Source organism: Bradyrhizobium sp. ISRA436, assembly GCF_029910015.1.
GTDB lineage: Bacteria > Pseudomonadota > Alphaproteobacteria > Rhizobiales > Xanthobacteraceae > Bradyrhizobium.
This window is the reverse complement of record NZ_CP094519.1, coordinates 7,242,728-7,259,914: the sequence shown is the minus strand read 5'-3', so window position 1 is coordinate 7,259,914 and position 17,187 is coordinate 7,242,728. Positions and strand designations below refer to the sequence as shown.

Annotated in this window: 19 protein-coding genes and 1 tRNA gene; 8 read left to right on the top strand and 12 right to left on the bottom strand. The window is 65.1% G+C overall.

Translation table 11 applies throughout. The features are described from left to right. Positions 1-41: 41 nt before the first annotated feature. From MTX23_RS33775 to MTX23_RS33745, 7 genes are read right to left on the bottom strand one after another with little or no spacing between them, the layout of a single operon-like run. Positions 42-1,202 carry an acyl-CoA dehydrogenase family protein gene (locus MTX23_RS33775; protein ID WP_280974386.1) on the bottom strand — a complete coding sequence of 387 codons (1,161 nt, stop codon included), beginning with the start codon at positions 1,200-1,202 and terminating at the stop codon, positions 42-44. A 23-nt stretch (positions 1,203-1,225) separates the two neighbouring features. Continuing rightward, a complete protein-coding gene (locus MTX23_RS33770; RefSeq protein ID WP_280974385.1) occupies positions 1,226-2,293 on the bottom strand; it encodes an acyl-CoA dehydrogenase family protein in 1,068 nt (355 codons plus the stop codon). Then, positions 2,280-2,519: a hypothetical protein gene (locus MTX23_RS33765; RefSeq protein ID WP_280974384.1), complete on the bottom strand. Its 240-nt coding sequence runs from the start codon at positions 2,517-2,519 to the stop codon at positions 2,280-2,282. The genes MTX23_RS33770 and MTX23_RS33765 overlap by 14 nt, the downstream gene beginning before the upstream one ends. Before the next feature lie 4 nt (positions 2,520-2,523). Next, positions 2,524-3,360, bottom strand: a complete 837-nt coding sequence (locus MTX23_RS33760) for a helix-turn-helix domain-containing protein (protein ID WP_280974383.1) — start codon at positions 3,358-3,360, stop codon at positions 2,524-2,526. Positions 3,361-3,368: 8 nt separating this feature from the next. Next, on the bottom strand, positions 3,369-4,502 hold the full coding sequence (locus tag MTX23_RS33755; protein ID WP_280974382.1) for an NADH:flavin oxidoreductase/NADH oxidase: 1,134 nt from the start codon (positions 4,500-4,502) through the stop codon (positions 3,369-3,371). A gap of 44 nt (positions 4,503-4,546) precedes the next feature. Beyond that, positions 4,547-5,761 (bottom strand): ABC transporter substrate-binding protein, encoded by a 1,215-nt coding sequence (locus MTX23_RS33750; protein ID WP_280974381.1) that lies wholly within the window; start codon positions 5,759-5,761, stop codon positions 4,547-4,549. A 15-nt stretch (positions 5,762-5,776) separates the two neighbouring features. Continuing rightward, a complete protein-coding gene (locus MTX23_RS33745) occupies positions 5,777-7,405 on the bottom strand; it encodes an AMP-binding protein (RefSeq protein WP_280974380.1) in 1,629 nt (542 codons plus the stop codon). Between the two features lie 178 nt (positions 7,406-7,583). On the opposite strand from MTX23_RS33745, the gene MTX23_RS33740 reads away from it, so the two are divergent. After that, complete coding sequence (locus tag MTX23_RS33740) at positions 7,584-8,348, top strand: N-acyl homoserine lactonase family protein (RefSeq protein ID WP_280974379.1); 765 nt, start codon at positions 7,584-7,586, stop codon at positions 8,346-8,348. Positions 8,349-8,437: 89 nt separating this feature from the next. Continuing rightward, positions 8,438-9,220 carry an SDR family oxidoreductase gene (locus tag MTX23_RS33735; protein WP_280974378.1) on the top strand — a complete coding sequence of 261 codons (783 nt, stop codon included), beginning with the start codon at positions 8,438-8,440 and terminating at the stop codon, positions 9,218-9,220. Positions 9,221-9,375: 155 nt separating this feature from the next. Here MTX23_RS33735 and MTX23_RS33730 read toward each other — a convergent pair whose 3' ends face one another. Both MTX23_RS33730 and MTX23_RS33725 read right to left on the bottom strand, forming a co-directional pair. Beyond that, positions 9,376-9,654 (bottom strand): GlsB/YeaQ/YmgE family stress response membrane protein, encoded by a 279-nt coding sequence (locus MTX23_RS33730; RefSeq protein ID WP_280974377.1) that lies wholly within the window; start codon positions 9,652-9,654, stop codon positions 9,376-9,378. Between the two features lie 38 nt (positions 9,655-9,692). After that, positions 9,693-10,295 (bottom strand): YidB family protein, encoded by a 603-nt coding sequence (locus MTX23_RS33725; RefSeq protein ID WP_280974375.1) that lies wholly within the window; start codon positions 10,293-10,295, stop codon positions 9,693-9,695. Between the two features lie 151 nt (positions 10,296-10,446). On the opposite strand from MTX23_RS33725, the gene MTX23_RS33720 reads away from it, so the two are divergent. The 3 genes from MTX23_RS33720 to MTX23_RS33710 are packed head-to-tail and all read left to right on the top strand — an operon-like array spanning position 10,447 to position 12,171. Then, a complete protein-coding gene (locus MTX23_RS33720) occupies positions 10,447-11,451 on the top strand; it encodes a 2-dehydropantoate 2-reductase (RefSeq protein WP_280978311.1) in 1,005 nt (334 codons plus the stop codon). A 47-nt stretch (positions 11,452-11,498) separates the two neighbouring features. Further along, entirely contained in the window at positions 11,499-11,705 is a 207-nt protein-coding gene (locus MTX23_RS33715) for a hypothetical protein (protein ID WP_280974374.1), read from the top strand. 43 nt (positions 11,706-11,748) lie between these two features. Beyond that, entirely contained in the window at positions 11,749-12,171 is a 423-nt protein-coding gene (locus MTX23_RS33710; RefSeq protein WP_280990713.1) for a CAP domain-containing protein, read from the top strand. 80 nt (positions 12,172-12,251) lie between these two features. Here the strand turns inward: MTX23_RS33710 and MTX23_RS33705 are convergent, their stop codons facing one another. Both MTX23_RS33705 and MTX23_RS33700 read right to left on the bottom strand, forming a co-directional pair. Then, complete coding sequence (locus MTX23_RS33705; protein WP_280978310.1) at positions 12,252-12,914, bottom strand: hypothetical protein; 663 nt, start codon at positions 12,912-12,914, stop codon at positions 12,252-12,254. A gap of 275 nt (positions 12,915-13,189) precedes the next feature. Next, positions 13,190-14,287 (bottom strand): hypothetical protein, encoded by a 1,098-nt coding sequence (locus MTX23_RS33700; RefSeq protein WP_280974372.1) that lies wholly within the window; start codon positions 14,285-14,287, stop codon positions 13,190-13,192. 291 nt (positions 14,288-14,578) lie between these two features. Between MTX23_RS33700 and MTX23_RS33695 the strand changes: the two genes are divergently transcribed. Both MTX23_RS33695 and MTX23_RS33690 read left to right on the top strand, forming a co-directional pair. After that, complete coding sequence (locus MTX23_RS33695) at positions 14,579-14,716, top strand: hypothetical protein (RefSeq protein WP_280974371.1); 138 nt, start codon at positions 14,579-14,581, stop codon at positions 14,714-14,716. A gap of 136 nt (positions 14,717-14,852) precedes the next feature. Beyond that, positions 14,853-14,929: transfer RNA gene (locus tag MTX23_RS33690), tRNA-Arg, on the top strand. A 682-nt stretch (positions 14,930-15,611) separates the two neighbouring features. Here MTX23_RS33690 and MTX23_RS33685 read toward each other — a convergent pair. Beyond that, entirely contained in the window at positions 15,612-16,013 is a 402-nt protein-coding gene (locus tag MTX23_RS33685) for a hypothetical protein (protein WP_280974370.1), read from the bottom strand. A gap of 679 nt (positions 16,014-16,692) precedes the next feature. On the opposite strand from MTX23_RS33685, the gene MTX23_RS33680 reads away from it, so the two are divergent. Further along, on the top strand, positions 16,693-17,025 hold the full coding sequence (locus tag MTX23_RS33680) for a hypothetical protein (RefSeq protein WP_280974369.1): 333 nt from the start codon (positions 16,693-16,695) through the stop codon (positions 17,023-17,025). Positions 17,026-17,187: the final 162 nt, after the last annotated feature.

Below are 17,187 nucleotides of genomic sequence, written 5' to 3'. Positions count from 1 at the left end.
GGTGAAGTGCGCAGGCGGTGAGATCGTCGGTGCCATCGGCGTTAGCGCAGGCCCAGTCCGCGGGCGATGATGCCGCGCAGCACCTCGGTGGTGCCGCCCTGGATCGTCAGCTTGGGCGCGGTCTTGATGGCGAAATCGAGCTGCTTTTCCAGCGTCTCGCGATTGGTGGCGGTCTCCTCGACGAAGGCCGCAAGATCGCGGACGCGATGCGGCAGCTGCTGCTCCCACACCGTGCCGATGTCCTTCACGATCGAGGCTTCGACCACCGGCTCCTTGCCGGCCTGCAACATGCCGGCGACCGACACCGACATGCGGCGCATCGTGTGCACCTGCGCCACCAGGCGTCCGATGCCTTCCGCGCTGCGGGTGTCCGGATTCTTGCCGACGGCGCGCACCAGTTCGGTCAGCACGTAGTAGGTCTCAAGGAAGCGTTCGGGGCCGCTGCGTTCATAGGCGAGCTCGCTGGTCGCCTGTTTCCAGGCGCCATCGATCTCGCCGAGCACATGATCGTCGGGCACGAAGTAGTCGGTGAACACCACCTCGTTGAATTCGCGCTGTCCGGTGATCTGGCCGATCGGGTTCACCTGGATGCCCGGCTGCTTCATCTTGACCAGGAACTGGGTCAGGCCGTGGCGCCGGTTCTCCTTGGTCGGCGGTGAGGTGCGGAACAGCGCGATCATGTAATCGGCGATGTGCGCCGACGAGGTCCAGATCTTGGTGCCGTTGATCAGATAGCCGCCGTCGGTCTTGGTCGCGCGCGTCTTCGCCGCGAACAGGTCGGAGCCGGAGTTCGGCTCGCTCATGCCGATGGCGAAGCAGAGCTCGCCGCGGCAGATCCGCGGCAGGATGTCCATCTTGATGTGCTCGGGCGCGTATTTGAGCAGGACCGGGCCGCTCTGGCGGTCGGCGACGAAGAAGCGCCGGGTCGGCGCGTTCGCCACCCGCATCTCCTCGGTGACCACATAGCGTTCGAGGAACGAACGCTCCTGGCCGCCATATTTCTTCGGCCAGGTCATGCCGAGCCAGCCCTTGGCGCCGACGCGGCGGGAGAACTCGGGCGCGTCATTGTCCTCACGGTTGGGCGCGTGGGGATCGAAGGTGCCGGCGGCGATTTCCTCGGCGAGGAAGGCGCGCACCTCCTTGCGGAGCTGCTCGCACTTTTCCGGCAGGCGGATCGGATCGAAACGAAGGGCTGCAGTCATGTGATGCCTCTAATGTCCGGATCTCAGCGCGAGGCCACCAGCGGCCACAATTCGTCGGCGCCACGGTCGGCGACGCGCTTGCCGAGCTCGACCGCCCAGTAGCTCTCCGAGCCGAAATCGTCGCGCCAGGCGAGCGCACGCAGCGAGTAGCGGTGCAGGATATGCTCGACGGTGAAGCCGATCGCGCCGTGCACCTGATGCGCGATGCCGCCGCCCTTTTCCGCCGCTTCCGAGCAGCGGATCTTTGCGGACGCCGCTTCGAGGAACACCGCGTCATTGTCCAGCGACGTCGCGTTGACGATGGTGTCGGCTGCCGAGGTCGCCGCGGCCAGCGCCGCGGCGGACTCGCCGGCGAGACGGGCGAGGTTGTGCTGCACGGCCTGGAATTTCGAGATCTTCTTCTCGAAGGCGACGCGCTCGTTGGAATAGCGCACCGAGATATCCAGCAGCGATTCCAGTGCGCCGGCGATCTGCAGGCTCCGTACCACGCCGCCCATCAGCATCAGCGTGGTCTGGTCAAAACCCTTCGGGGCCGGCTTGATTGAGATCGGCTGCACCTTGTCGAGCGTGACAGTATCGCTGTGATCGCCGCCGAGGCCGATGCCGGCTTCGATCCGGCATTTCGCGGCGTCGACCAGCGCGATCGACACGCCGCCGTTGCCGTGCGCCAGCACCGCGACATGCTTTGCCTCCTTCGCGAACGGCACACCGCGGGCGCGGCCGGAGAGGCTGCCGTCGGCATTGAGCGTGATGCGGTCCTTCGGGCTTGCCGGCACCACGGTCATCTCGCCTTCAGGGGAGGCGATCTTCGCCTGCGTCAGCAGCCAGCCCGCCAGCATTGTTTCGGCCAGCGGAACAGCGATCGCATGCCGCCCGGCGACGTTGAGGACGCTGAAGCCTTCGGCGAGGCTGGCGCCGGAACCGCCGAGATCGTCCGGCACCCAGGAGAGCGGCAGGCCGGCTTCCGTCAGCGCCTGCCACAGCGGCGCTTTCCATGCGCCCTGCTTGTCGTGATTGATGGTTTGGGCATCTGCGAGATCGGCGAAGATCTTTTCCGCGGTCTCGGCGACGATGTTCTCACTCTCCGCCACAGCGTTCCTCTTGTTGATTGGCTTGGGTCCGGCCGCTCGGCAGACCCTGCTTGCGATGTTGTCTTGCGCTCAATGATGCGGAAAAGCCATAGCCGTGACAAGCGCTGCCCGCAGGGCCGCTTGCGCTGATGGCATGAAGCCGGACGATCCGCATGAATTCCGCATAGTGGACTTTGGGTCGTTTCGGTTTGGATGCCACGCGCGGCAACAGGTTGGTCGGCGGCATCTGTTTAGTCCGCCAGATGAAACTGGATCGCCTTCCGCATCAGCTCGGCGAGTTCGGTCTCCTGGGCGACCAACGCGTCGGTCAGCCCGGCGACGCACAGCACCAGCGGCTCGTTCGATTCCGCGATCGGCGGCAGGTTCATGGCAACGACGCCGGCGCCCGGCGTGACCAGACCGAGCGAGAAGGCATGCCCCTTGGCGCGGACCTTTTTCAGCTCCAGCAGCAAGGCCTTGATGTCGATCTGGCGATCGGGCTGCGTCTCGTTGTCGTTGATCAGGCGCACAAGGCGGCGGACTTCGCGGTCCGGATAGGCCGACAGCAGAGCGTAGCCCGATCCGGATCGGGCCAGCGGCCGCAGCGTGCCGGATTTGACATACAGGCGCATCGGCAGCTTGGCCTGAATGACATGAACGTATTGCGCGGTGAGGCCGTTGCGCACCGCGACCATGATGGTCTCCCCGGTCTTCGCGGAGAGGTCCTCCATCAAATTGATCAGGCGTCCCTTGGTGAACAGCGCCGGGCTCAGCCAGTGCCCCAGCATCGAAACCCGCGGCGTCGGGATATAGGTCCGGCGGCTGGTGTCGTAGTGCAGATAGCCGAAGGCGGTCATCGTCCGCATCAGCGCCGAGGTGCTGGACTGCGGAAACTTCAGCGCGTTCGCCACCTCGATTGCCGACGCGGCGCGCTGATGCTCCTCGAAGAACTCGAGCACGTCGAACACGCGCCGTGCCGACTTGACCGAATTCTCCATCTTCGGAAGATCGCGCGAGGTATCGCCGGCGCCGTCGAAAGACCGCGGGCCGGCCGCGGGGCCGGCGCTCGCCACATCTTTCTTCGCCATCGGCATCGCTATCGTCCCTGCTGCGCCACCCGCCGCTTCAGCCACCAGCCATATTGCTCCGGCCAATGTGACCACTCCGGATCGCAGCCTAGCGCGAGCGCCATCTGGGCGGGCCAGTTCGGATTCCACAGCAGTTCGCGGCCGAGCGCAATAAGCGTCGCCTTGCCGTCCCGTAAAATGGCTTCCGCGTAGTCGGCCTCGCGGATCAGTCCGACCGCGACCGTCGGCATGCCGGCTTCCTTCTGGATGCGTTCGGCGAAGGGCACCTGGAAGCCCGGCGTTCGCGACACCAGCGAGTTGCCGCGCGGCAGCTTCATCCCGCCCGACGAGCAGTCCACCACGTCGATCCCGATCGCCTTCAGCTCGGTCGCAAACGCGATCGAGTCCTCGATCGACCAGCCGATATCGACGCCGTCGACCGACGAGATGCGCACGAAGGCCGGTAGATGGTCGGGCCATTCCTCGCGCATGATCCGTGCGATGCGTAGCGGCAGACGCATGCGGTTCTCCCGCGACCCGCCGTATTTGTCGTTGCGGTTGTTCGCCAGCGGCGACAGGAAGGAATGCATCAGATAGCCGTGTGCGCAGTGCAGCTCGACGATGTCGTAGCCGGCGGCCCTGGCGCGGCGAAAGGCCTGGCGGAAGTCGTCCACCACGCCATCGATCTCCTCGGCGGTCAGCATGTGCGGCGCCGGCCAGCTGTCGTCGAAGGGAATGCTGCTCGATGCCGCGATCTTCCACGGCTCTTCGCCGCGCGCCTTGATGTCGGCCTCACTGAGCGGGCCGCCGCCTTCCCATGGTCGCTGCGAGGATCCCTTCCTGCCGCTATGCGCGATCTGGATCGCCGCCTTGGCATCGAAGCGGTGGATCAGCGCGGCGAGGGTGGCGTGGCCCGCGACCTGAGCGTCGTTCCAGATGCCGAGGCATCCGTGGGTGATGCGTCCCTGCACGCTCACCGAGCTCTGCTCGACGAAGACGAGGCCGGCGCCCCCGGCCGCGAGCTTGCCGATATGCGCGGTGTGCCAGTCGGTGGCGTGGCCGCCGCGCGCCGAATAGGTCGCCATCGGCGACACCATGATCCGGTTCTTCAGTTCGAGGTCGCGCAGTCGCAGCGGGGTAAAGAGCAGCGGCAGTTCGGTCATGCGATGTCCAGCCTTGCCCGTGGGTTGCGGGTTGGTGAGAGCGATCATTTCTTCAGCAGCGGACAGGCGCTCTCCTCGGGCGTCGCAAACGCCTCCTTGCCCGGAATCACCTGCACCAGCTTCTCGTAGTCCCAGGCGCCCTTGGACTCCGCGGGCGATTTCACCTGCACCAGATACATGTCGTGGATGAGCTGGCCGTCTTCTCGCAGGAAGGCATTGCGGGCAAAGAAGTCGTCGATCGGCATGTCCTTCATCTGGGCGATCACCTTGGGGCCATCGTCGGTCCCCGATTTCTCGATCGCCTTGAGGTAGGTCATGACCGCGGAGTAGAGGCCGGCCTGCACCATCGTCGGCCGCTTCTTGGTCTTGGCCATGAAGCGCGCGGCGAAGTCGCGGGTCTTGTCGTCGAGGTCCCAGTAGAAGGCGGTTGCGAGCTGCAGCCCCTGGGCGGCCTGCAGGCCGATCGCATGGATGTCGCTGGTCTGCATCAGGAAGGCTGCCAGCTTCTGCTTCTGGGCAAGCCCGAATTCCTGCGCCTGCCGGATCGAGTTGGCGAGATCGCCGCCGGTGTTGGCGAAAGCGATCACGTCCGCGTTCGAGCTCTGGGCCTGCAGCAGATAGGACGAGAAATCCATGCTGTTGAGCGGATGCCGCACCTCGCCGGCGATGGTGCCGCCGAGCTTCTCCACCGTCTTGGCGGCGTCGTTGCGCAACGCGTGGCCGAAGGCGTAGTCGACCGTGACGAAGTACCAGCTCTTGGCGCCGCCCTTGGCGAGGGCGCGCGCGGTGCTGTTGGCGAGCGCGTAGGTATTGTAGGTCCACTGCACCGAATTCGGCGAGCAACTCTTTCCGGTCAGATCGGAGGAGCCGGCCGACGACACCAGCATCGCCTTGTTCTTCTGCTTGGTGAGTTCGAGCACGGCGAACGCCACGGCGGAATTGGCAAAGTCGACGATGACGTCGACATTCTCCTGCTCATACCAGCGCCGCGCGATGCCGGCGCCGACATCGGCCTTGTTCTGGTGATCGGCATCGACCATTGTGATCGGCTTGCCCAGAACCTTGCCGCCAAAATCCGCGATCGCCATCCGCACCGCTTCGACCGATCCGGGTCCGGTCGCGTCGGCGTAGAGTCCGGCCTGGTCGGTCAGCACGCCGATCTTCACCATGCCGTCGGAGATTTGCGCGTGGGACGGGGCGGCGAAGGCGGCCGACAGGATCGCGGCGCTTGCGGTGATCCCTCGGTAAGTCGATGTCATTGCTGTTCGTTTCCTCTAGTTGCGTTGTCTTATGGCGCTGGTTTTGTCTTGCCGCAGGTCGATCATGCCTGGATGCGACCGTGGGTCCTTGTCCGCGCCGAGCAGCGTGTGTTTCTGGATCTTGTTGGTCGAGGTCAGCGGCAACTCCGCGACGAAGGCGACCCAGGCCGGCAGCTTGAATGGCGCGAGGCGCTCGCGGCAGAGGCGGAAAATCTCCTGTGCCAGCGTGGGAGAGGCATCGACTCCGTCATGGAGCACGATGAAGGCTGCGACTTCCTCGTCACGGATCGGATCGCGCGCGGCGACGACCGCTGCCTGCTTGACCAGTCGAGACGTCGTCAGCACGGCCTCGACCTCGGCCGCGGAAATGTTCTCGCCGGCGCGCCGCACCAGGTGCTTCAGGCGGTCGACGAACACGAAGGCGCCGTCATCGTGCTGCCAGGCGCTGTCGCCGGTGTGGAACCAGCCGCCGCGCCACGCCTGCTCGGTGGCCTCCGGGTCCTTCAGATAGCCCGAGAAGAAGCCGCGCCGCGGCGTTGCGTCGGAGTGGCGCACGCAGAGTTCGCCAATCATGCCTTTCGGCACCGCATTGCCGTCGGCATCCAGAATCGTCATCTCGAGGCCGGGCTCGCTGCGGCCGATGGTGTTGGTCTCGAGATGTCGCGGCTCGACCGTGTTGAACGGGCTGCGTCCGGTCTCCGTCATGCCCCAGCCCTCGACGAAGGGAATGCCGAAGCGCGCGCGGGCGCTCGCGCGCTGCTCGGGATTGGCACCGACGCCCATCGAAAAGCGCAGCGCGTGGGCTTTCTCGTCCGGCGTCTCGGGCTGGGCGAGCAGGGCCGCGACGATCACGCCGAGATAATGCAGCACCGTTGCCCGGCAGGTGACGATGTCGCGCCAGGCGAACTTTGCATTGAAACGCTCCGGCAGGATCAGGCAGCCACCGGTCAGCATCATCGCCATCGTCGTCAGCGTGAGGCCGGCTATGTGGAACAGCGGGAGCGGACTGTACAGGCGCTCGGTACCGACGTGATAGGTCGCCTCGCCGCCGCGGCTTGCGTACCAGCGGCCGGCGCCGACCACGTATTCGTTGGTGAGAATGCATCCCTTTGGCCGCGCCGTCGTGCCGGAGGTGTAGAGCAGCGCGGCCTCGGTGTCGCTTCCGGGATCGTCGGCGCGCGGCGGCGGCCGCTTCGCCAGCGGGATTCGCGTCACGCTCACGCCGAGATCGTCGCCCGACACCGCAAGCAGTGGCACCGCGCCGCCCAGCGCTTTCTGCAATTCCTTCTGATCAGGCAGCGTGACGATCAGATCAGGCTCGGCATGCGCGATCAGATATTCGATTTCCGCTGCGCGGTAAGCTGGATTGATCGGAACGATCGAGACGCCGAGGCCGTTGAGCGCCAGCCAATGCACGATGAAATCAGGCCGGTTCTCCAGCAACAGGCAGGCGCGGTGTCCGTGGTCGAAGCCGGCCGCGCGGTACTGATCGCGCAGCGCACAGGCCTGCCGCGCAATGTCGCCATAGGACAGCTCGATGCCATCGGGAAAATAGGCGCGATCGGGACGCGCGGGAATGCAAAGGAAGGATCTGAACGCCGCAGCATCGGCAGCCGCAGCGAACACGCTGAACACGGTGTACATCGTGGCGTCGTTTCCCTCGGGTGGCCGCGAGTCGATGTCAACGATGCCGGTCGACGAGAGCTGCTTCGTTGAGCGCGTTGCCGCGATCGCGGCGTTGCGCGGAAGCTATAAGGGAGATTAATCTGCTGTCAAATCCATTATGAGTTTCCATAAAACTCATATGTAGTTTGAGATGGACATGATGAAGATGCATATGTTGTCGGGCGGCCGGCTCAGGATGGCGAAGCGAACCTATCTGCCCGACGCCGCGCGTGGTGAGATGTTCGAGCTTCCGGTGTCATGCGCGCTCATCCGGCACGCTCAAGGCAATGTGCTGTTCGATACCGGATGTCATCCCGACGTCGCGACCGATCCCGAAGGTCGGCTCGGCACGCTCGCCAAGTACATGAATCCGATCATGCCGGCGGGCGACCATGTGCTGACCAGTCTCAAGGCGGTCGGCCTTGGCCCCGACGACATCGATGTCGTGATCTGCTCCCACCTGCACACCGATCATTGCGGCTGCAACGCCTTCTTCAAGAGGGCGATGATCTTCGTCCACGCACTGGAGATCGAAGCCGCGAACGGGCCTGACGCGTTCGATCGCGGATACATCAAGGCGGATTGGGATCATCCGCTGAAGATGGAAATCTTCGACCGGCAGATGGATGTATTCGGCGACGGCAAGCTGACCCTGATCCCGCTGCCCGGACACTCGAAGGGAACGACCGGCGCGCTGGTCAAGCTCGACAAGAGCGGTGAATTCCTGCTCGCTTCCGACGCGCTCAGCGTGCGCGCCAATCTCGACCAGCGAACGTCACCGCGGAATAGCCTGGATGTCGAGCAGTTCCTGAAATCGCTCGACGAGATCGCGAAGCTCGAGGCCGCCGGCGTCAAGATCATCTGCGGCCATGACGATGCGCAGTGGGCGAGCCTGCAAAAGGGCCCGGACGCCTACACATAAGCTCCCGCGCGGTTTGCAGATGTCTTTCCGCACGATATGGTACGCCACCGCCGGAATTCATCTGGCTCACAACAACAAGGAAAACGCAGATGTCGAAGGAAGGCTTGTGCGCGATCGTGACGGGATCTGCATCGGGACTCGGTGCCGCGACCGCGCAAATCCTCGCCACGGACGGCGCGCGCATCATCATCAACTATTCCAACAGCAAGGCGGAGGCTGAGGCGACCGCGGAAGCCTGCCGCAAGCAGGGCGCCGAGGTGCTGGTGGTGCAGGGCGACGTCTCGCGCGATGAGGACTGCAAGAAGATTGCCGCCGCGGCGCAAGGCTGGGGGCGGGTCGACGTGCTCATCAACAATGCCGGCACCACCAAGCATGTGCCGCATCACGATCTCGACGGGCTGTCGGCGGAAGACTTCCAGCGCATCTATGCCGTCAACACCATCGGCCCGTTCCAGATGGTCCGCGCCGCGCGTAGCCTGCTTGAGGCCGGCGCGAAGGCCTCGGGCCGGCCGTCGGCGGTGGTGAACGTCTCCTCGATCGCCGGCATTTCCGGCGGTGGTTCGTCGGTCGCCTATGCCGCGAGCAAGGGCGCGCTCAACACCATGACGCAGTCGCTGGCGCGCGCGCTGGCGCCCCTGATCCGCGTCAACACGGTTTGCCCGGGGTATATCGATACGCCGTGGTTCACCAAGGGCCGCGGCGAGGCGGGCGCCAAGCAGGTACGCGACGCCGTGGTGGCGCGGGTGCCGCTGAAGGTCGCGTCAACGGCGGAGGATATCGCCAACCTGGTCTGCTTCCTGGCAAGCCCGGCGTCGAGCAACATGACCGGTGAGTTCGTTCGCATGGACGCCGGCATGCATTTGATTCAGTGAAGCGTCTCTGTGGATGGCCGGGCTTAGCCGAAGGACGGCGTCGCTTCCGCTCGCCTATGCCCGACCATCCATCGTCCCGCTGAGCCGTTGCAAAGACGTAAATGCCCGGGACAAGCCCGGGCATGACGTTGTCGAAGCGGTCTTCGCGCCTGCTCTTATTTGTTGCCGGGATCGGAGACCACGCCCGCCGCGACCAGCCGGTTCCAGATGAACAGCACCACCAGCGCGCCGATCGTGGCAGTGATGAAGCCGGCGCCCTGCTCGGGACCGTAATGGCCGATCGCCTGACCGACCCAGGTCGCGAGAAACGCACCGGCGATGCCGAGTACTGTGGTGAGAGTGAAGCCGCTCGGATTGTTCGGTCCCGGCGACAGGAATCGCGCGATGATCCCTGCGACAAAGCCGACGATGATGACCCAGATGATGCCGCCCATGTCAGTGGTCCTCCTCGAATCGAAGCAAACCGCCGCCGTCACAGCCTGCCGTGCAGCTCGTCGCCGCTCGGCAGCCGCCCGTCCGGTGTCAGGTGATTGATCACGTCGGGCAGATACTGGCTCAGGCCCTGCAGCAGATCGTCGCGCGACATGCCGCTTTGCGACGCCAGCGAATCGATCTGGTCGGCGCCGAGCGCGTTGGCGAGATCGCCGGGCGAGATCGGCTTGTTGGGGCCGTTGCTGACCCAGGAATTGGCGGTGTCGCCATGACCCTTCTGCTGAAGCTGGTTGAGCAGATCGCCGAGGCCGCCGCTCAAAACCGTGCCGGCCGCGCCGCCTGCGAGCAATCCGCCGAGGCCGCCCTTGAGGATGTCAGAGAGTCCGCCGCCGGACCCGCCGGGAAGGCCCGCAGTCACGTTGCCGGGGAGCGGCGGAGCCTGTGACGGCGTCGGCGCCGGCGCTGCGGTACCCGGCTGGTTGCTGCCGGTGAAATGCTTGACGGCTTTCCAGGCAAGCAGCGCCAGGATGGCCATCGTCATCGGCGACATTCCGCCACCGCTGGAGCTGTCGGATTGTGTGCTTGGCGCGCTTGGACCGCGGGGGCCGTTCTGCATGCCGTCGAGTACGTCGAGTAAACCCATGATTGTCTCCTGCAGCAACCGTGCCCCGCGGCAGAAACATAACGGCCGCTCGTGACGGTTACAAGGCAGCGCCTTGGCAACCGGCGGCGGGGTCAATAGGCAGCCAATGCCAGGTCTGCTATCGAGCTTTGATGAACGGATGTTCGGCGAGATGAACAACGACCGGCCGATCGGCATTGCGGGCGCCGGCAGCATCGGCTGCTTCGTCGGCGGCATGCTGGCGGCGTCCGGCCGCCGCGTCGCGCTGCTGGCGCGGCCGCGCGTGGTTCAGGAAATCACGGCCCGCGGCTTGCGGGTCACCGATGTTGATGGCTCCGAGCAGGTTGTCGCAGCGGACCGCCTCACGCTGTCGGACGATCCGTCGATCTTGCGCGATGCGCAGGTGGTGCTGGTCACGGTGAAGAGCGCCGATACGCGCCAGATGGCCGACCTGATCGCGCGCCATGCACCGCCCGATGCGGTGGCGGTCAGCCTGCAAAACGGCGTCGGCAATGTGCCGCTGCTGCGCGAGCGGCTGCCGGGCCGGAGCGTGCTCGGCGGCATGGTGCCGTTCAACGTGGTCGCGCTCGGCGATGGCCGCTTCCATCGCTCGACCTCGGGCGACATCGTGATCGCCCGTGACGACGCCGACACAGCCGCACGCCTGTCGGTGCCGGGCCTTGCGATCCGCGCGACCTCCGACATCGACGGCGTGCAGTGGGGCAAGCTGATCGTCAATCTCAACAATGCGCTGAACGCGCTCTCCAACATTCCGCTGCGCCAGCAGCTCGCGCAACGCGACTGGCGGCGCCTGCTCGCCGATCAGATGGCGGAGGGAATGGCCGCCGTGCGCGCCGAAGGCATCACGCCGGTGTCGCCGACGCCGCTGCCTTCGAGCTGGATGCCGCCTTTGCTGCGGCTGCCGGACCCGCTGTTTAACATGCTGCTCGGCCGCACCATGAAGATCGATCCCGCGGCGCGGTCCTCGATGTGGGAGGATCTGCAACGCGGCCGCCGCACCGAGATCGACTATCTCCAGGGCGTGATCACCGCCATCGCCGATCGTCGCGGGTTGGACGTGCCGTTGTCGCGCCGCGTCATTCAACTGATCCGGACAGCGGAGGCCGACGGCAAGGGCTCGCCGGGGCTGACGCCGCAGCAGATCCGCGCGGCGTAGAGTTGTGATGGCGGCGGTGGCACGCCGCGTGTCTGGAGGAGGATGTCATGAAACCGGTTTGCATCGTGCTTGTCGCGCTTGCGGCGTTCGCTGCGTGGTCTGCGCGGGCCGCGCCACCGACCGTGACCCCGTCGCCGGGCTATGACGCGCGGCTGCAGGAGCAGCGTGCGCGGATGGCGGCATCAAGCGAGCGGCCCGTGCCCGCTGCCAGGCACATCGCGCCGCGGCACCACAAGCACAGCCACAGGCACTGATCCTCTGTAGTTCTCAGCGACCTCTTGAAAGAGACGTTCCGAGATGAAGTTGTTCGTTTTCGTGCTTGGCTTTGTGCTGGGCCTGACCACCGCTGCAAGCGCGGCCGACTACGCCGGCGCCATCAGCGCCTATCGGCGCGCTCACGGCATGTCCAGGGTGAGGCTCGACGCGAGGCTGAATGCGATGGCGTTGCGGCAGGCACGGACGATGTCGGCGACCGGCTCGGTGAACCATTCCGCGGGTGGCAGCTTCTTCTCGCGCATTGCGCCGTTGAAGAAGCAGCGCGCGGCCGAGAACATCGGCGCCGGCTTCATCGCCTTCGCCGAGATGCTGAGGCAGTGGCAAAGCTCGGCCGGCGACCGCGAGAACCTGTTGATGCCCGGCGCAAAGCGCGTCGGGGTCGCGTTCGTCGACAATGCGAAGTCGCCGTACCGCAGGTTCTGGGCGATGGTGATCAGCAATTGATGCCGCGGCGTCAGGTCGCGGTTCGCGCCAGGGAGACCCTCGGCTGCGCTGCTGCATACGGGGATAATGACGAGGCGATGTCAGCTTCGCTTCGCCGGCCGTCCCGGTGGCGATGGCTGAAAAGTGAACAGCTTCTTGAGATCATCGAGGCTTTGCGACAGTCGCGGCCATTCGCACGAAAATGAGTTCTTGGCGCAGTGCGCAGCCCTGATGCGCGCGGCCTGCTTGACCGGGCTTGCGACCGGGACGGGCACGCGCACCGGTTCGCTGCGCATCGTGACCTGGATCCGTTTGTGCTGCGCTTGTTGCTGTGGCGGTTGTTGTTGCTGCTGCTCTTGCTGCAGCTTTTCCTCTTGCTGAAGCTGCTTGGCGTTGAACGCTGCGACGATGTTCGAGCGGCGCTGCTTCTCGAGATAGACGGTATATTCCTGGTCGATCTTCTTCTGCTCGTCCGGCGTCGGATTGGGACCCGCGATGTCGAAGCTGCGGTCCTGCATGAAGTCGTAATAAGTGTAACCGCCGCCGGGCTTGCGGCGTCCGGCAAACTTGGCGTTGCACTCGCCGAGCTGCGCGGTCTTGTCTTCCTTCGTCTTCGCCTTCTCGGCGATATCGGCGCAATCCTCGAAGTCCTTCGGCCCGCTGCGCCACCACTGCGCATGCGCGGTCACTGGCGCCAGCTCAAGGCAGGCGGTCACTGCGGCAATGGCAAACGCCGATGAACGGCTCGCAGTCACGAACGAAATCCCGGTGCAAATCAGCAGTCACGATTTGCGCCAATTTTTGCCATTTTGAGGCAGCTTGTCACGCTGGTTGTAGATGGATTCCAGTTCGCATCCAGGTGTGACGGATGGGGCACAACGATCAAAATTGACGTGCATTCTCAATATGAAGGCGGGTTCCCTTGTGTATTTCGTCATGCCGCCTTCACAGTGACGAGGAACTTTGAGACCTCGCTTCGCAAGGTCTCGGATCGCCGCGAGAGTTCGCGCGCGCGGCAAAGCCGCGCCCGGCGGCGCGCTCACTTCACCCTGTGCAGCAGCGCGACGAGCTCCGCCTGCCGGTGCGTGCCGGTCTTCTGGAAGATCGACTTGAGCTGGTTGCGGGCGGTGGCGAGCGCAACGCCGGCCTCCCGTGCTGCGTCCTCGACCGAATCGCCGCGGGCGAGCCGTGCGGCGAGGCGTGCCTGCGCCGGCGTCAGCTCGAAGGTCGCAGCCAGCAGCGCCTGATCGAAGGCGACGCTGCCTTCGAGATCGCGGATCAGGAGGATCGCGCGCGCCCCGAGGAACGGCGAGCGTGCCGCGGGGGGCACCGGCTGCATCTGGATCACGATCGGCCGCCTGTCGAGCCGGCGGACCACGATCGGCGAGGACGGCACCGTGAGCAGGTCCGAGGTGTGGTCGAGCTGATCGATCAGCCGGGTCAGGTCGGCATTGGCCTGCCGGTCGCGGAGCGTCAGGCGGTTGTTGCGGATCGCAAAGTCGTCGCCGAGGCAGGCGTCCGCCTGGCCGTTCGTGCCGATGACGACGCCGGAGCGGCCGACCGCGATCGCCGCGACCTGGATCAGGCCGAGCGCGCTGGTGATGCCCGAGATCGCGGAGCGGCCGACGACGGTCGACAGCGTCGCGGCCTCCGTCAGCCGTGCCGACAGCCGTGACAGCGCCTTGACCTCGTCGGCATCGAACATGCCTTGCTTCGGCGAGCGCTGGATGGTCAGCCCCCACAGCGCCGGGCCGGCGCGGAAGCCGACGGCGGCAAACCATTTCAGGCCGAACTCGCCGAGACTGGCGTAGAGCGGATCGCGCAGCATCTCGCGCTCGGACCCGAACAGATCGGCGTCGGTGACGACATCGGCGCCACCGAGCAGCCGCGGCACCCCGCGCGCCGCGCGGATGTCGGTGAGGTGCAGGTTGTTGGGGAAGTAGACCCTGGTGAAATAGTCGTCGACCGATTCGGTGCGCGGGATGTCCTCGGTGCGGACGTCGCTCTGCAGCATCGCGGCGCCGGTCGCGCCGACGGCAGCGCAGACCTCGTCCATGAAGGTCGGCCAACGCGCAGGATCGAGAACCAACTCTCCGAGGCGCGCGGTCACATCGTCAAGCTTGCGCAGGTCGACCAAGGCGCACCCTCCGACCGATGCCAAAACCCTTCGTTTCGCCAGTCAAACCTACCGCGCGTGTATACGCACGGTACCGTGCTTAAGAAAACCGGCGCCGCCGAACTTGCAAGCAAAATCGACGCCGCGAATGTAGCTGCCGCGCGATATCCTGGAAGCCCGGCGCAACGTGACCGAGGTCACGCAGACGCCCGGCCACGGTCCGCGATCGCTGTCGATCCGGCTCAACGATCAGGCTGCTTGACGATTTTGGTGTGACGCGCGGGATTGGCGAGATCACCAAAGGCCTGCGCCATGCACCAGAACTACGCGCTCGACATCGTCAGCCTGCGCTTCGGCTCGATCAAGGACGAGGCGATCGAGTACCTGCCGGCCCGCGGCGCCGCGACCGCGGTTGGGTCGTCATCGAAGCCGGCCGGGCAGGCGGCGTAGGAACCGGTTCGCGGACGGCGTCCGCAACGCGCGCGGTTGAAATACCTTCGACTTCATGCATGCCGGGTCGGCGCAGGCTGGCGATCCGGCGGCGGCTCTGCTATGGGAGGGCCACGCCCGCGGACAGCGGGCTCGCGGTCCCGTAGCTCAGCCGGATAGAGCGGCGGTTTCCTAAACCGTAGGTCGGAAGTTCGAGTCTTCCCGGGATCGCCAGCACCATTCGCAGAGCAGGGCCGGCGATCATCGCGCGCCTCCATCCTGCGCTGCTCTCGATCCCGGCGGACCTTCAAGGCCTTGTGCAGAAGATCGCGTGTCCGTTGATCGACCTGAAGCTCTCTGTGGCGTCGATCTCCAGCGCTTCACGTAGTTTGGCAAGAACCTCGAAGCAGTTTCACCTCGTCAGCCATCATGATTTCTCCCGTTATGGCGCGGCCAAGTCGGGGCGCCGCCTAGAGACGCAACCAGCTGCGGACAACGGGCGGCGCGCCTTGCAGGTGCGCAACCTCCAATCACTAATGTGCAAAAGCAAAGGCTGCGCCCGCTGTGACAAGTGCCCTTTGTCACTGCCAACGCTGGCGGCATCTGTGCTGCTATGGGGTGTCCGGGAAATTGCCCGTGCCCGGAGACTGAACCAGCGCCGCCCGCGCGATCATACTCCGCTGGGGCGGCGCTGAGCGTTTGCGGTGGTTTCGCGGCGCGCCACCGCGGCATGTGACTTTCGGCACTTTGCGTATCGCATCGCCAGTGGGCGACTTTGGATACGCCAGCGCGAGGCAAGCGCGGCCTCGGGCCCAGTCCACACTACCCCAGGGGTTCGGGGCCGCGCCCTCCCGTTGCCACAAAAAGGCCCGCCAATAACGGCGGGCCTCGTCGCGGGTCTTTTGTTGGCTAGAGCTCAATACGGATAAGGCGCCCACGGATCGGTTACGATCACGTCCGTGGCCGGATACCAATAGCACTCGACATCGACGCCGGTGTCGAAGCAGTATCCGTAATAGTCCGTCACTTGCGCAAGTTTGATCGGACCGTTCGCGGCAACCTGCGTCGTGTCGGCACCCGCCATCTTCTTGCTCGACTTCACTTTCTGCACCGGCAGGCTGCCGGCGCTCATTCCCACGACCTTGTCATTGCTCACTTCCGCAACGACAGGGTTGTTGCCGATCTTGCCGATTTCATGCTTCCCGTTCTTGTGAATCTTCTCGCCAAGAAGGTTATGGCCATTGTTGTGATGGGCATTCTTGGCCGCGGCCAGTCCGGCCGTGGCCAAGAGACTCGCGCCGACGACGAATGCCGTCATCGTCCGACGATTGAACATGCAGCTTCTCCTCGTAGTCACTCTGTGAAACCAGCCCGCGATCAATCTGGTGAGGCCGCATGAACCGCCGCTGAACAAGCAAAATGCACGTGCGGTGACTCCGACTGTCTGTAAGACTGGTGTCAGCTTGAGGCTCTATTCCACTTTTCCGATCCGGGACGGCCGCCGAATCGTTTGGCGGCCGATCAAGAAGAAGGGGTGGATCAAGTGAAAAAGGTGTTGGTGATCGCGGCTGCGTTAGTCGCTGTAACGTCGGCGGCCCATGCGCGTGGTCCGGGAGCGGGCTTTGGTGGTGGCGCATCCAGCTTCTCGCCGGGTCATTCATTCCAGAGCAGCGGATCTGTTGCAGGTAGCAGCGGCGCGTCTGGTTATTCGCCTGGCCGTCAAATGCAGTCCAATGGATCGGTGACCGGCCATCCGGGAGCCTCGGGCTACGCACCCGGCAAACTCAAGCGCTAAGGCAAGAGGCACAGAGGCCGCCGCAACCGGCGGCCTCGTTCTTCCTGGTGGGGCGAGGCGTCTGCCCCGAACGAGCTGACGGCGCCTGAGTGACCTCGGCCCCGTCCAGTGCCCTCGAGATGAACGACCGACAACAGCATGTTCAGCATGGCTTCAAGGCAGGCGACATAGAACGTGGGCGCAATCCTAATGGAGGCGACACATGTCTTCGCTCACGAAAGCCCTTCCCAGTGGTCTCGCTGCGCTCGCCGTGGCGGCTACGCTGTTCGCCGGCTCCGCGCCGGCTCAGGCACGTGACGGCCGAAACGCCGCATTGATCGGCGGCCTGATCGTCGGCGGCCTCATTGGCGGCGCACTGGCGTCAGAGGCGCAGGCCTACCCGTCCTATCCGTCGTACCAGGGCTACAGCGAATATCCGACATACCGCCGCTCCTATAGCGGCTATGACGATGGCTATTACGCGCCTCGATACCGGTATCGCGATTACGACGACGACTACCGCAGCGTGTCGGGTTGGGACTCCGACGACGATTGAACAGGCGGTCGGGCGGTCCAAGGTCCACCGTTCTTATCGGTTCGGCCGGGATCGCCTCGCAAAACGGCCCGCCATGCTGGCGGGCCCTTGTCATCGGCGTGGTGTTGCAGGCTTCGCGCAGCCACAGCCTGATTGACGCAATCCGCATACTCCTCAAACAAT

Excerpts from the sequence above, each read along its gene's own strand:
- MTX23_RS33735 (WP_280974378.1), top strand. The coding sequence starts at position 8,438 with ATGTCGAAGGAAGGCTTGTGCGCGATCGTGACGGGATCTGCATCGGGA.
- MTX23_RS33695 (WP_280974371.1), top strand. The coding sequence starts at position 14,579 with ATGCACCAGAACTACGCGCTCGACATCGTCAGCCTGCGCTTCGGCTCG.
- MTX23_RS33685 (WP_280974370.1), bottom strand. The coding sequence starts at position 16,013 with ATGACGGCATTCGTCGTCGGCGCGAGTCTCTTGGCCACGGCCGGACTG.
- MTX23_RS33765 (WP_280974384.1), bottom strand. The coding sequence starts at position 2,519 with ATGCCGCCGACCAACCTGTTGCCGCGCGTGGCATCCAAACCGAAACGA.
- MTX23_RS33715 (WP_280974374.1), top strand. The coding sequence starts at position 11,499 with ATGAAACCGGTTTGCATCGTGCTTGTCGCGCTTGCGGCGTTCGCTGCG.
- MTX23_RS33710 (WP_280990713.1), top strand. The coding sequence starts at position 11,749 with ATGAAGTTGTTCGTTTTCGTGCTTGGCTTTGTGCTGGGCCTGACCACC.
- MTX23_RS33740 (WP_280974379.1), top strand. The coding sequence starts at position 7,584 with ATGATGAAGATGCATATGTTGTCGGGCGGCCGGCTCAGGATGGCGAAG.
- MTX23_RS33775 (WP_280974386.1), bottom strand. The coding sequence starts at position 1,202 with ATGACTGCAGCCCTTCGTTTCGATCCGATCCGCCTGCCGGAAAAGTGC.
- MTX23_RS33725 (WP_280974375.1), bottom strand. The coding sequence starts at position 10,295 with ATGGGTTTACTCGACGTACTCGACGGCATGCAGAACGGCCCCCGCGGT.
- MTX23_RS33760 (WP_280974383.1), bottom strand. The coding sequence starts at position 3,360 with ATGGCGAAGAAAGATGTGGCGAGCGCCGGCCCCGCGGCCGGCCCGCGG.
- MTX23_RS33745 (WP_280974380.1), bottom strand. The coding sequence starts at position 7,405 with ATGTACACCGTGTTCAGCGTGTTCGCTGCGGCTGCCGATGCTGCGGCG.
- MTX23_RS33750 (WP_280974381.1), bottom strand. The coding sequence starts at position 5,761 with ATGACATCGACTTACCGAGGGATCACCGCAAGCGCCGCGATCCTGTCG.
- MTX23_RS33680 (WP_280974369.1), top strand. The coding sequence starts at position 16,693 with ATGTCTTCGCTCACGAAAGCCCTTCCCAGTGGTCTCGCTGCGCTCGCC.
- MTX23_RS33720 (WP_280978311.1), top strand. The coding sequence starts at position 10,447 with ATGAACAACGACCGGCCGATCGGCATTGCGGGCGCCGGCAGCATCGGC.
- MTX23_RS33730 (WP_280974377.1), bottom strand. The coding sequence starts at position 9,654 with ATGGGCGGCATCATCTGGGTCATCATCGTCGGCTTTGTCGCAGGGATC.
- MTX23_RS33755 (WP_280974382.1), bottom strand. The coding sequence starts at position 4,502 with ATGACCGAACTGCCGCTGCTCTTTACCCCGCTGCGACTGCGCGACCTC.